Origin of the sequence: Mucilaginibacter pallidiroseus, from assembly GCF_007846085.1 — a bacterium.
GTDB lineage: Bacteria > Bacteroidota > Bacteroidia > Sphingobacteriales > Sphingobacteriaceae > Mucilaginibacter > Mucilaginibacter pallidiroseus.
Genome location: NZ_VOEJ01000001.1, coordinates 773,581 through 787,377, shown reverse-complemented (window position 1 = coordinate 787,377; position 13,797 = coordinate 773,581). Strand labels below are relative to the sequence as shown.

10 protein-coding genes are annotated in these 13,797 nt (G+C 43.1%); 5 read left to right on the top strand and 5 right to left on the bottom strand.

Features of this window, described 5'->3' with window-relative positions; translation table 11 throughout:
- Nucleotides 1-10 precede the first annotated feature (10 nt).
- Entirely contained in the window at nt 11-4,462 is a 4,452-nt protein-coding gene (locus FPZ43_RS03480; RefSeq protein WP_146380443.1) for a chemotaxis protein CheB, read from the top strand.
- 22 nt (nt 4,463-4,484) lie between these two features.
- Here the strand turns inward: FPZ43_RS03480 and FPZ43_RS03475 are convergent, their stop codons facing one another.
- From FPZ43_RS03475 to FPZ43_RS03460, 4 genes are all read right to left on the bottom strand, one after another.
- On the bottom strand, nt 4,485-4,862 hold the full coding sequence (locus FPZ43_RS03475; RefSeq protein ID WP_146380442.1) for a response regulator: 378 nt from the start codon (nt 4,860-4,862) through the stop codon (nt 4,485-4,487).
- 100 nt (nt 4,863-4,962) lie between these two features.
- Entirely contained in the window at nt 4,963-5,328 is a 366-nt protein-coding gene (locus tag FPZ43_RS03470) for a response regulator (RefSeq protein WP_146380441.1), read from the bottom strand.
- Nucleotides 5,329-5,464: 136 nt separating this feature from the next.
- A complete protein-coding gene (locus tag FPZ43_RS03465; RefSeq protein WP_146380440.1) occupies nt 5,465-6,799 on the bottom strand; it encodes a Gfo/Idh/MocA family protein in 1,335 nt (444 codons plus the stop codon).
- Between the two features lie 115 nt (nt 6,800-6,914).
- On the bottom strand, nt 6,915-8,399 hold the full coding sequence (locus FPZ43_RS03460; RefSeq protein ID WP_146380439.1) for an MFS transporter: 1,485 nt from the start codon (nt 8,397-8,399) through the stop codon (nt 6,915-6,917).
- 524 nt (nt 8,400-8,923) lie between these two features.
- Between FPZ43_RS03460 and FPZ43_RS03455 the strand changes: the two genes are divergently transcribed.
- The 4 genes from FPZ43_RS03455 to FPZ43_RS03440 are packed head-to-tail and all read left to right on the top strand — an operon-like array spanning nt 8,924 to nt 12,819.
- The gene (locus tag FPZ43_RS03455; protein ID WP_146380438.1) at nt 8,924-9,901 is read left to right on the top strand and encodes a glycosyltransferase family 4 protein; all 978 of its coding nucleotides are present in this window, start codon (nt 8,924-8,926) and stop codon (nt 9,899-9,901) included.
- Nucleotides 9,902-9,905: 4 nt separating this feature from the next.
- Complete coding sequence (locus FPZ43_RS03450) at nt 9,906-11,189, top strand: glycosyltransferase family 4 protein (protein ID WP_146380437.1); 1,284 nt, start codon at nt 9,906-9,908, stop codon at nt 11,187-11,189.
- Complete coding sequence (locus FPZ43_RS03445) at nt 11,189-11,746, top strand: D-glycero-alpha-D-manno-heptose-1,7-bisphosphate 7-phosphatase (protein WP_146380436.1); 558 nt, start codon at nt 11,189-11,191, stop codon at nt 11,744-11,746. The genes FPZ43_RS03450 and FPZ43_RS03445 overlap by 1 nt, the downstream gene beginning before the upstream one ends.
- Complete coding sequence (locus tag FPZ43_RS03440) at nt 11,746-12,819, top strand: glycosyltransferase family 9 protein (protein WP_146380435.1); 1,074 nt, start codon at nt 11,746-11,748, stop codon at nt 12,817-12,819. Before FPZ43_RS03445 ends, FPZ43_RS03440 begins: the two co-directional genes overlap by 1 nt.
- Here FPZ43_RS03440 and FPZ43_RS03435 read toward each other — a convergent pair.
- Entirely contained in the window at nt 12,803-13,795 is a 993-nt protein-coding gene (locus tag FPZ43_RS03435) for a glycosyltransferase family 9 protein (protein ID WP_146380434.1), read from the bottom strand. The two genes, FPZ43_RS03440 and FPZ43_RS03435, sit on opposite strands and share 17 nt — an antisense overlap.
- Nucleotides 13,796-13,797 lie beyond the last annotated feature (2 nt).

Below are 13,797 nucleotides of genomic sequence, written 5' to 3'. Positions count from 1 at the left end.
TAACAACGGCGTGGCAAAATCAAAGCAACTCACCTTTCCTGAATCAAAACCGCTTGATCGTTACATCATTGCTATTGGTGCGTCTGCCGGTGGCCTTGAGGCTATTCATGATTTTTTTGACCACATGCCCGGCAATTCGGGTTTTACATTTGTGGTTATACAGCACTTATCGCCAGATTATAAAAGCTTGTTGGTTGAGTTGGTTTCCAAACACACCCACATGAAAGTGTTTGAGGCTACCAATGATATGACATTGCAAAGGGATTGTGTTTATATCATCCCCAATAAAAAATTAATGACCATTAAAGGTCATAAACTGCGTTTGGCAGACAAGCTTAAAGACAAGTTACCCAATACCGCAATAGATACCTTTTTATTTACCCTTGCCAAGGATAAAAAGGAAAAAGCAATAGCTATCATTTTATCGGGCACCGGTACCGACGGCACCAAAGGCGTGGAGGCGATTAAGGAATTTGGCGGGATGGTTATTGTACAGGACCCATCATCTGCAAAGTTTGATGGCATGCCAAACAGTGCCATCACATCCGGCAATGCCGATTTTGTGCTTCCGCCATCAAAAATGCATGTCGAGATTTACAACTACGTAAATCAAAGCCGTGTGCCATCATTAGATAGACAAGATTTTGACGACCAGCTATTAGATGAATTGTTTGAGCTGGTACACCGAAGCAGCGGTCAGGATTTTAACCTTTATAAAACACCTACCATTTTGCGGCGCATTGCCCGGCGCATGGCCACCAATGAAATAAAGACGCTAAACGATTATATTGAATTGCTAAGAAAGGACGCGGCGGAAGTAAAACTTTTGGCCAAGGACTTTTTAATAGGCGTTACCAAGTTTTTCAGAGATAAGCCGGCGTTCGATATATTAGCAAAGGACATTATACCCACCATTGTTAAGTTTAAGCAAGAAGGCGAAATACTTAAAGTTTGGGTTTGTGCATGCAGCACCGGAGAAGAGGCTTACACCATTGCTGTACTCATCAACGATCATCTGGCTAAAATAGGCAAACATCTGGAAGTGAAAATTTTTGCGACCGATGTTGACGAGTCGAGCATTGAGATTGCTGCAAAGAACAGTTACCCACTTAGCGTTGCCAAAGAAATACCTGCCGACATTTTAAAAAAGTATTTTATAAAGGAGGGCAACAGGTATTCGGTAATCCCGTCTGTACGTAAGCAAATTGTTTTTGCGAGGCATAATGTTATCAAATCGCCGCCTTTTATAAAAAATGATTTGGTTACCTGCCGTAACATGCTCATCTACATGAATACGCTACTGCAGGAAAAAGTAATTGCTACTTTTCATTATTCACTTAATAAACACGGTTTCCTGTTTTTAGGATCGAGCGAAAACGCGGCCAGTATCAGGGAAGGCGTGACGGAAATAAGCAGTAAGTGGAAAATTTACCAAAAGTCGGGCACGGTTAGCTATGGTTTGCATCACACATACACTGCGGCTACTACAAACCTAAAATACACAGATAACAGGATTCCCGTAAAACCGATTGACACAACCAAAAGCATCGAGGAGGAGTTTAAATCCCTCGTGATGGAGGAATTTGGCCCCGTTGGTATATTTATAGATAGGGGATACATTATAAAAGAAACTATAGGTGATTTTAGGCGTTTTCTGGAACTGCCCGAAAAAAAGCTCGAACTTAACGTACTGAGCATGGTGAGCCGCGACGTTTCTATCGCGCTTAATGCAGCTATACGGAGAGCCTGGAAAGAACATCAAAAAGTTCATTTAAATAAAGTCCGTATTAAAAAGGGCGACAACGACTTACAATTACAAATTACCGTTAAGCCACCTGATAGCCGCTCACCAAATGGATACACGCTATTGATGTTTGCCGAGGTGAAGGTAGATGTTTTTGCAAAAGAAGGTATTGTTTTGCCACCGGTGGATGGCGCCCCGCAACAAGAGTACCTGATGGAGATGGAGGCGGAGCTGAGCGAAACCCGTATTAATTTGCAGATGGCCGTTGAGGAAATGGAAACCACCAATGAGGAACTGCAATCAAGCAATGAGGAGCTGCTGTCTGCTAATGAGGAATTGCAATCGGGGAATGAGGAACTGCAATCCCTCAATGAGGAATTACATACCTTAAATACGGAGCACCAGCTCAAAATTCGTGAGCTTGTCGAACTAAACGACGATTTAGACAATTACTTCAAAAGCACGGACATCGGCCAGGTGTTTATAGATGCCAATTTGCACATTCGCAAGTTTAACCCGGCCGCTATAAAAATGATTAACCTGATTGAGGCTGATATAGGCCGGCCAATAAATCACATTTCCAGTAACCTTGTCTATGATGACTTGATCAACGATATCCACACCGTTTTGGCTAAGGATAAAGTAGTTGAAAAGGAAATTCAGCTTAAGAACGGTACTAATAACCTGATGCGTATAATGCCTTACGTAAAAAAGGACAAGCAACGCGACGGGGTAGTAATATCATTTGTAGATGTTACCAAGATTACCGAGCTCAATAACATGATTTCGGGTGTATTTAACGCCAGTACCGCTGCTATATTGGCATTTAGGAAAAGCAAGACACATGATTATAAAGCTGCTGATTTCAAATGCCTTGCTTATAACCATGCAGCTGCTGCCGTATTCCATAAAACTAACGACGAGATGGAGGCACATCCATCCATCAGGGAGTTTCCGCAACTTATTAAAACTGTAAGCATCGACAAACTTATTAAGGTGGTTGAAAGCGGAAAGCCATTGCAAACGGAGATACAGGATGGCGATAATTTGTGGTACCACGTGATTATTGCTAAGATGAACGATGGCTTTATTGTAAGTCTTACCGATGTAAGTGAAAGACACGCCGCCGAGCAGAAGCTGCGTAAAAATTATCACGAACTGATTACTGCCCGTGAGGGTCTGCGCAATTTAAATCATCAATTGGAGGACAAGATTTATGAGCGCACCCGCAAACTTTCTGAAAGTGAGGAGCGGTTTAAGCTGGTGTCGCAGGCTACTAATGATACTATATGGGATTGGAACCTGGTAAACAATACCATGTGGCGAAGCGAAAACTTTACCACCATGTTTGGCTATCCACGAAATGAAGAAACCAACCGCATTGGTTTCTGGATAGACAAGATCCATCCGGATGACAGAAAAAGGGTAGAGGATAGTGTATACCATGCCATTAACCACCACATCATGCAATGGTCGGCCGAGTATCGTTTTGAAAAAGCCGATGGCTCTTTCGCTGTAATACTTGACCGCGGCAGCGTGCTTGAAGATGAATTTAAGACACCTTACCGCCTTGTGGGCTCGGTTGTAGACATAACCAGGCTAATAGAAACTGAAAAGCGCCTTACCGACAGCGAAAGCAAGTTTAAAAAAGTGTTTGAGTCCAATATGATCGGGATGCTTTTTGCGCGGCTCGACGGAGAGATTTTAGAGGCAAATTCTGCCTTTTTAAATATGTTGGGCTATGAGGAAAATGACCCCGCAGTCATGGGTATGAACTGGCTGAACATAACACCGCCAGAGTATCATGAAATAAGTTTCTGGGCTGTTGACCAGCTGGAGCAAAACGGAATATGCCCACCATTTGAAAAGCAGTACATCAAAAAAGATGGCTCCTATATTTGGGTCTTGATGGGCTCGGCACTTTTGGAGCAGGACGGCGAAAAAACATCTGTTAGCTATATTATAGATATATCTAAGCAAAAGGAGGCCGAAAAGCGACGTACCGAACTGCAGGACTTAATAGTAAAGCAGCAGGATGAGCTTATGCAGAAGAAAGACGAGTTTATGAGCATTGCAAGCCATGAACTTAAAACGCCTGTTACCAGTATAAAAGGATCATTACAGATATTGGAGCGCATGGCCCGTAAGAGGAAGGAAAACGACCCAATGGTTGCTTTTATTGATAAGGCCAATAAGCAAACCGGCAAACTTACAATATTACTGAATGACCTTCTGGATGTGACTAAGATACAAGAGGGTAAGATGCTTCTTAACTACACAACCTTTGATGCACATGCAATGGTTAGGGAATGTATTGACGAAGTAATGGCGCAAGAAAACTCGCATGAATTGGTTTTGGGTGTTGATTGTGAAACGATGGTAAGTGCAGACCGCGTACGACTGGAACAGGTAGTTATCAATTTCCTTACTAATGCAATTAAGTATTCACCAGAGGCAAACAAAGTAAAAATTACTTGTAACATTGTAGACAAGGAACTAAAAATTACCGTGCAGGACTTTGGCATAGGTATCCCAGATAGTAAAAAGGGATTTTTGTTCGACCGCTTCTTCCGTGTGCAGGAGTCGTCTACCCATTTTTCGGGTTTAGGCTTAGGCCTTTATATTTCGGCAGAAATTATAAAGCGCCATAACGGTAAAATAGGTGTTGATAGCAGAGTAGGCCAGGGGAGCACCTTTTGGTTCACAATCCCCTTATAAGAATAACAAGCATTTAAAAAAATCAGCGGGCACTCAGTTGCCCGTTAAGCAATTCCTGCACCTTGTTTAGTAAGTCCTGCACATCAAAGGGTTTAGATACAATTGCGTCTGCGCCGTAATCACCCAAAGAATCTAACAGTACCGAGTAGCCGGATAATATCATAACCGGTATATGAGAGGTAGCACTATTAGTTTTTATCTGGTGGCAATATTCGCCGCCATTTATTCCATCCAATATATAATCAGTGATAACCAGGTCGGGTTTGTGTGCGGATACCGTTTTTATGGCATCATCAATTGCTGTAAGTCCTGTAACCTGGTAGCCCTCATCTGTAAAAATTTGCTTGAGTACATCAAGAATATCAAGGTTGTCTTCAAATATTAAAATATGTTTTTCCAAAACGCGCTACTCCCTTTTTTATAAAAAGGCATCTTAAAATTAATTGTTTGGTTGTATAACCGTTTATTGTGAGATTTTTTCGTGAGCCAATTACTTCAAACTACAAATAGGCAGAAACGGTTTGTTGCAAATCATCCAAATCAAATGGCTTGGCCAAATAAGTGTTGGCTCCGGCTTGTTTAGCTAATGTTTGGATATCGCTATTGGCCGAAAAATATACCACAGGGATAGATTTTAAGTCGGGATCGTTTTTCAAGATCTGCGTTGCTGCTATACCGCCAGAATCAGGAATCCAATTATCCATTAATATTACGTTAGGCTTAATACTGCTTACACGTTCGGCAACGTCGTTACAATCCGTAAACGAATGGACTTCCCAGCCATCCTCTTCCAGTATATATGAGCATATCGAAATTATATCTTCATCATCGTCAAAAAGAATTATTTTCTTAGGATCGGTAGTCATGAAAGGCAAACGGTCAAGTAAGTATATAACGCCAGTTCATTAACTGACAGCATACAAACCAGAATGTGGAGATATTGTTTTCATAAATTCGTTATAAATTGTCACTTAATTCAGATCTGCAAAATATAAGTAAATGTTAAGTTACTACCGGTTCCGGGCCATGGGTATTTGCATCAGCGCGCTTGACGATTTTTGCCGGTTTGCCTTCTTTCGCAGATTTATAAATGGCTTCCATAATTATATGATCCTGCAAGCCTTCTTCGCCAGGAGTAAACGGGCGCTTATTTTTTAAAATGCACTCGGAAAAGTGATCCATTTCGGCACCAAATTGATTTATCTCCGCTAAGCCAATCTCCTCTTGTTTTTCCATCTTACCATCCGCCTTTGCAGTGGTAAGCTTTTGGCCCTTATAAGCATATGCCTTATCCATGTTAAGCCAACCTCTGTCGCACATCACTCTATAACGGCGGCTTTCGTGCACGTTATAATCTGTAGAGCAATTTGCAATTACTCCGCTTGGAAAACGCATCTGCCACGATACTAACTCCTCCACCTCGGTAAACAGCGGGTTGCCCGGAGTGCTGTATTGATAGGCAAATACCTCGGTTGGTTCTTCGCCTAAAATAAACCTCGTAGTGTTTAAGCAGTATAAACCTATATCTGGCAGGGCGCCACCCCCGGCTAAGGCAATTTTATGGCGCCAGTGTGCCGGGTTGGCGCTGCTTTGCGAATTGCAGGCTTCAACAAATTTTGGTACTCCAAAGGTTTTGTCTTTAACCAAATCCCGAAGCTTGCGGTTATGCGGCTGGTACTGTATGCGATAGGCAACCATGAGTTTAACATTGGCTTTGTTGCAAGCGGCAATCATCTCTTCGCATTCCTTTGCCGAGATGGCCATCGGCTTTTCACACAAGATGTGCTTGCCGGCTTTCGCACCACGAATAACATATTCTTTATGCAACGAATTTGGAAGCACAATGTAAATCACATCTACTTCCATGTTATCCTTGAGCTTGTCGTAAGTTTGGTACGTGTAACAATTTTCGGCTTTAATGCCGTACTGTCTTGCAACTTTTTGCATCTTTTCGGGACTATCACTTACCAGCGCAGTCAGTTTTGATTTTTTACAGGCGAACAAAGCGGGTATGATTTCTTCGAGAGCTAAATGCCCCAAGCCTACAACGGCATATCTTACGCGCCTGTCAGGCGGCAATGGGGTTGGGGTAGGCCCCGACTGCTGATCAACATCAGATTTCCAGGCTTCTAAAACTATCGGCTCCTCGTCTCCTGGCGGGATGGCGGCCGGAGGCGACATGGCTTTGTTGGAGGTTTGTCCAAACGCATCGTTCTGCAATAGCCCCGCAAGGCTTAAAGTGCCGGCTGCGCCAACGGCTACCGATCTGCCGGTGATTGCCAAAAATTCTTTCCTCGAGAGGTTTTCTTTGTCCTTGTCTGTGTTATCAAGATTCATATCCGCTTGTGTGTGGTCGTTAAACTTTAATTTGAACGAATCGCGGATGTTTCTGTTTGATAAAATTAGTTTCTTGTATTTAAGAACGCTTGACTACAAGATTTAAATTATCATCCTACTTCGGAGGCGATAATTGCGTCTTTTTAATTAAGCGTGAAACATTTTTGCGTACGGCTATTGACGGTGCGTATAGGTTATCGGTAAACTCACGCCCAATATTTGACCTCAGCTTGTTACGCAATGCGGCGCGCATGTGCATCTTTACTTTCTTACTCTTGATTTCACCCACCTCTTTTACTTTACTTAACAATTGCAAAGACGCAAAGGCAAGGGTGCCGCCAATTATGAAAAAGTAATTCCACCCCTGCAGATCTATAATAGTGTATGTGGTGCCCGCAAAACTAATTTGGTAACTTATATGGTGTCCTGCAAAAAAATCGGCCAGCAGGCCACCAACCATGGGCGCAATAGTTGAAAAGAATGCCACAAACATATTCTTGGCAGATATATAAACAATAGCCTCATTTTTTGGAGCCAGTTTCATGCCGATATTGCTAAGCGCCAAGTTTATTCCTGCGGTTGATAGTCCGGTTACTACGTGTATACATCCCAACAAAATAATGGCAGTTAGTTTAGACGCAGGCATTGCTGTAAAGGCAAAAGCAACAATGCATGTTATGTAAAGCGGTGCACATATGTTTATAATAGTTTTGTTGCTAAACCTGTCCGAATAAGCTCCCCACAGCTTGATAAAAGCAATGCTGCTTAGCTGGCTTAAAATGCCAAGACCAATTACGTATGATAACGGCAAACCAATGGTTTTAAGCATGAATACTGCAAAAAAAGGTGTAGCCAGATTAAGTGCAAATGCCCAAAGCGAATTGAAGGCTAGCAAATTTCTAAAGTTGTTGTCCTTTAGTGAGCGGCCAAAAAGCTTTAATACTTTGTCATCCATTGGAGTTGGTTTGGGCTCAGGTGTACGCAATAGCAAAAATACGCTTATCATACCCAACGCACCGCCGGCAAGGAACAGGGTAGTATAGGCCGTAATTTCGTGAGCCGGGTAGTGGGCTTTAACGTAGTCTATCCCCATTGCTGTTGCAAGGCTAAGCGTTACATTAAGTGTTTGTGCCATCCGGCTGCGTTTGCTAAAAAATGCGCCAAGCCGCTCGCCCGGTATCAGATCCTTCATCCACGAGTTCCAACTAGCGCCCGCAATATCTCCAAAAATGTGTTGGAAGAATAGTAATACAAGTAATACCTGTATGGTTGTAGTGCCCCTAAACATCAATGGCATAACGCCGATGGCAATAAGCGGGAAACGCGCAAGCAAGTTGAATAAGGAGGTTATGGCTTTACGATTGTTCCACCTTTGAACCAACCATATGGAGGCTAACTGGAAAATGGTAGTGAATGTTGGCAACGCGGCCAACAAACCCAGCTGAAAGTTTGTAGCGCCCATGTGGATAGCCATTGCGGTTAAGAAGGTGCCGCTTGTAAAAACAACCATGGCTTCGGCCGAAAGGCCGTCGGCAATTACATAATTAAGGCCACGGTTTAATTCAGTAACAGAAATTTTTTCTGAGGGTCGTAAATTCATAACCACAAGTAACCAAGCAGGTTATCGCTTTCGTTTAAAAAAATAATCAATCAATTAGGGTAGGCTTTCACCTGCGCACGTATTTGCAAATTGTCCGCCAGATGCTTACTAATTTATGAGTTATATATATGTTGTTGATTTTCAGTTATTTAAGTTTAAAGAAAAATAAAATTAACTATAATTTTATGAGTGGTGTGGACTGTGGAAGCGGAACAAGTTGCACAATTTGGGGAAGCGTTTTGGTTTTATTTCTACTGACTGCTTTATAAAATTCAAAAAATGCCGTTTGAATGGTATTTAAGTCAATATTGCATATAGATGTTAACATTAACATACATTCGAAAATTTGATACGTCCGTACCAAAAAGTTCAGTTGTTATGGAAACGTTACATCTTTGGCGGTTTTAAGCAAGATTAAATTATAACTCTTGAATTATTTATTAATAAACTTATTGTATTCCTAATTAAATTTTGTTTGGCGCTGTTGTTGTCTTTCATGGATACTTTATACCATCACACCAAGCATGAAAAACAGATTGAAGATTTTTACCTGGCACATTCACGGCAGTTATTTATATTATCTATCTCAAGGGAATTACGACATCTACATACCTACCACGCCCGAAAAAACCGAAGGATACTACGGGCGTGGCGAAACCTTTCCGTTTGCTGATAATGTAATTGAAGTTCCTGCGGCAGAAGTGAAAAATCATGAATTTGATGTAATTCTCTTTCAAACCAACAATAACTATCTTACCGATCAGTTTGCGATACTTTCTGAAGAGCAACGCCGGTTGCCAAAAGTATATATTGAGCACGACCCACCCCGGCAGCACCCTACCGATACCAAACACATATTAGATACGCCTGATGTAACGCTTGTTCACGTTACACATTTTAACAAGTTGATGTGGGACAATAACAACACACCTACCAGAGTAATTGAACACGGCGTTACCGATAGCGGCATAATGTACTCGGGCGAATTAAATAAGGGCATTGTTGTAATCAATAACTTACCCAGCCGTGGAAGATTGCTTGGCCTTGATGTTTTTTTGGAAGCAAAGGAGCAAGTGCCGCTTGATTTGGTTGGGATGGGTACCGGTGATCTTGGCCTGGGCGAAGTTTTGCATCCGCAGTTGCCGGAGTTTCAGAGCCGCTACAGGTTTTTCTTTAACCCTATCAGATATACCAGTCTTGGCCTTGCCATTTGCGAAGCCTTGATGATGGGCATACCGGTTGTTGGGCTTGCCACAACAGAATTATCTGCTGTTATAGATAATGGATACTCGGGCTTCATCCACACGGATATTAACTACCTCGTAGATAAGATGAATTTGCTATTGAGCAACCCCGAACTGGCTCGTGAGATAGGAGCTAATGGTCGTGAGCTTGCGTTAAAGCGTTTTGGGATAGAAAGATTTGCACGGGATTGGGAATCACTATTTGAGGAAGTGGTTAGCAAATCAAGTCAGGCATCTACTTTAAACTTAGCGGTGTAATATTATGAAGAATCAGCTTAAACATATCGCTTTCATAAGCGAACATGCATCGCCCCTTGCTGATCTTGGTGGTGTTGATACTGGTGGCCAAAATGTGTATGTTGCGCAGTTGGCTAAACATTTGGCTAATGATGGGTACCTGGTAGACGTTTTTACCAGGCGCGAAAGTGTATCGCAAAAGGATATTGTAAATTGGTTGCCCGGAGTGCGCGTTATTCACATTGGTGCCGGCCCAGCAGATGTTATTGCCAAAGAAGAGCTTTTGCAATACATGGATGAATTTAAAAGCAACATGTTAAGGTTCATTAACGAGCAACGCTTCGACTACTCGTTGGTACACGCCAACTTTTTTATGTCGGCCCTTGTTGCTATGGGTATAAAACAGGTGTTAGGCATTCCATTTGTTGTTACCTTTCATGCGCTTGGCTACGTACGCAGAGCGCATCAGGGTGGTAATGACAATTTCCCGATGGAAAGGCTCGCTATTGAAACTGAAGCTGTTAAACAAGCAGATTATATTATTGCTGAATGCCCGCAGGATAAAACTGATTTGATGGAGCTTTACAATGCCCCGTCAGAAAAAATCACCATTATACCATGCGGCTTTAGTGCAACCGAGTTTAAACCGATGGATAAGCAGGCTGCGCGCAAATTGTTGGGCCTGCCGCAACATGAGCAGATTATTTTACAACTTGGGCGTATGGTGCCGCGTAAGGGTGTTGACAATGTAATACGTGCCCTTGGCTATCTGAAAGCTGCAGGACAGACAATTAAGCTATTGATTGTTGGGGGCGAATGCGAAGAACTGGAGGAAGGCACTTGCCCCGAATATGCACGTTTACTCACCATTGCCCGCGAACATAATGTTGTAGACAATATTATTTTTGCAGGCCGGAAAAATCGGGATAAACTCAAGTTCTATTATTCGGCTGCGGACATTTTTATAACCACGCCATGGTATGAGCCTTTTGGCATTACGCCGTTGGAAGCCATGGCCTGCGGTACGCCGGTGATAGGCTCTAACGTTGGCGGCATTAAATACAGCGTGGCCGACGGCCAGACGGGCGCACTTGTGGATCCGCATAACCCAAAAATGCTGGCAGATAAGGTTGCTGAATTATTTGAAGATCCCGCGTTGCTTGAGCAAATGGGAGAGAATGCTATTAAGCGGGTTAACAGCCAATTTACCTGGGCAAAAGTGTCGTCGCAGGTAAATAATTTGTATATGCGTTTGCAACCGGTTGCAATCAATTCAAACATCAGCTTAAACAAATACAAGGCTGCTTAATGACGAAAGCTATTTTTTTAGATAAGGACGGCACACTTATCCCTGATATACCGTATAACGTAAACCCTGAATTAATTACACTGGAAACTAATGCTATCGAAGGCTTAAAACAGCTTGCTGCGCAGGGTTATCTGTTAGCTGTTATCTCTAATCAATCGGGAGTTGCACGGGGGCTTTTCGAAGGAGGCAAACTGGCCGACGTAGAAACTAAGCTACAGAGTTTGCTTAACAATGAGGGGCTTGATTTGGCCGCATTTTATTACTGCCCGCATCACCCGGAAGGTGACCAAGGCGGTTTTAATATTGATTGTGATTGCCGAAAGCCAAAGCCGGGAATGTTGTTGAAGGCTGCGACAGACCTTAATGTCGACTTATCATCATCGTGGATGATAGGTGATATTTTGAATGATGTTGAGGCAGGCAACCGGGCCGGATGCAAAACCGTATTAATTAATAACGGCAACGAAACCGAATGGCTGGAAGGTGACTTTAGGAAGCCGACATACATCTGTGAAAATATAAATCAAGCCGCGCAGAGAATATTAGCTGCAAATTAATGAGCTGGAAAGACTGTAAAAATATATTATGTATCCGCCCGGATAATATGGGCGACCTGATCATGACCGGCCCGGCCATACGGGCACTTAGACAAAGTTTCGGTGCGAAGGTAACCGTTCTTACATCGTCAATGGCTAAGGGCGTAATCAGGTTGATGCCTGAAATTGATGACCATATCATATATGATCTTCCGTGGGTGAAATCAAAGGAATCGCCGGACGCCGAAAGCATCAATAGGGTGGTTGAAGAAATCAAATTACGTGAGTTTGATGCAGCTATAATTTTTACGGTCTACAGCCAAAATCCATTACCCACAGCTATGCTGGTCTTTATGGCAGGCATTCCTAAAGTGTTAGCTTATTGCCGGGAAAACCCTTACGGTTTGCTAACTGATTGGGTGCCAGATATCGAACCTTATTCCTTAATCAAACATCAGGTACGCCGCGATCTGGATCTTGTTGCCGCTGTTGGCGCTACAACGACAGAAGAAGACCTGCAATTACAAGTTGATGAAGATTTGTGGCCAAATGTTGAAGCAACCCTTGTTAGCAACGGTGTCGACATCAATAAGCCCTGGCTTATATTACACGCCGGTGTAAGTGAAGAAAAACGTGAATACCCAAAGGAAAAGTGGGTCGATGTTGCAAAGTTAACAGTAGAAAAAGGTTTCCAGGTATTGTTTACCGGCTCGCAATCCGAAAGCGAACTTGCAAAAGGGTTAGCTGCGAAAGCAGGGGTGGACTGCTTTTCTGTCGCCGGATGTTTCGACGTTGCTCAATTTGCTTGCTTAATTAAACAAGCTGCCTTGGTGGTTTGTGTAAATACAGGTACACTGCACATTGCAGCAGCCGTGGGCACGCCGGTTGTAGCTCTTTATGCACAAACCAACCCTCAGCATACACCTTGGAACATACCTAACAGGGTATTTGAGTTTTCTGTCCCACCAGCTTTACGCAGCCGAAATGAGATTATAGCTTACGTTAACGGTAAGCTGTATCAGGAGTTGATTCCTCCGCCCCGGCCAGAAGGCGTTGTTAACGCAATCAGTGATCTACTTAACTTGCCAGGCTAACAAGTTCAACAGTTTCGCGGAACACGGAGTGGAAATCGGGCGATTGCAACCAGTTGATGGTGCGATGCACCCGGGTATCTAATGGTCCCCATCTATGTGGCTCCCCATCCATACTAATTACAATACTTGGCGTTTTAAATGCTGAAGCGATATGTGATACACCTGTACAGTTTGATATTAACATGGCAGCATTCTGTATCAAAACAGCTACTGCACCCATAGATGTTTTGCCCACGGTATTAATGGGCTCGTGTCGCATATGACCAATAACGGCATCAATAATCTCGGCCTCCTGAGGTATACCTGTAAGTACTACCTTAAGTCCTTGTTCAATGCAGTAATCTGCAAGGGCGGCGAAGTATTGCACAGGCCATTGCCTCCATGATCCTCGTGAGCCTGGATGAACGCATACATACCCTTTCGGTTCAATGTCGAGGTGCAATTCATCAAGCGCATTATAATCTGCAGTTGTCAGCGGATACTCAAGATCGTTCCCCTGAGATTCGATGCCCAAAAACTCCATCAACTTTATATGCCTGTCAATTTCATGTCCTTCATTGGGGTATTGCATAAATAAGCCGCTATCTGGTGCGTAATGCCCCTGAGTGGTGTAGCCGGCTGTATATTTTGCACCAAACAACTCTATCATAGGATTGATTATCGAGCCATTGCCTTGCATCTGCAAAACCAAATCAAACTCCTCATCCTGAATGCGCTTCAAAAAAGCAGTGAAGTCTTTCGGATTAAGTTCCTGTTCGGGCAAGCCCGGATAGCCCGGAAAATGTATAAAGCCGTCGAAATAAGTGTTGAACCTTTCTGTAAAGGATTTGCCCCAGGGCAGCCCAAGCAGAACAATATTTGCATCAGGATAAGCATTCCTTAACGCTTTAATAGCCGGAATAATGCATAGCATATCGCCCAGTTGCAGGGCACGGAAAACGGCGATCTTCTTAATTTCGGACGGTGGAAGTTTCATTA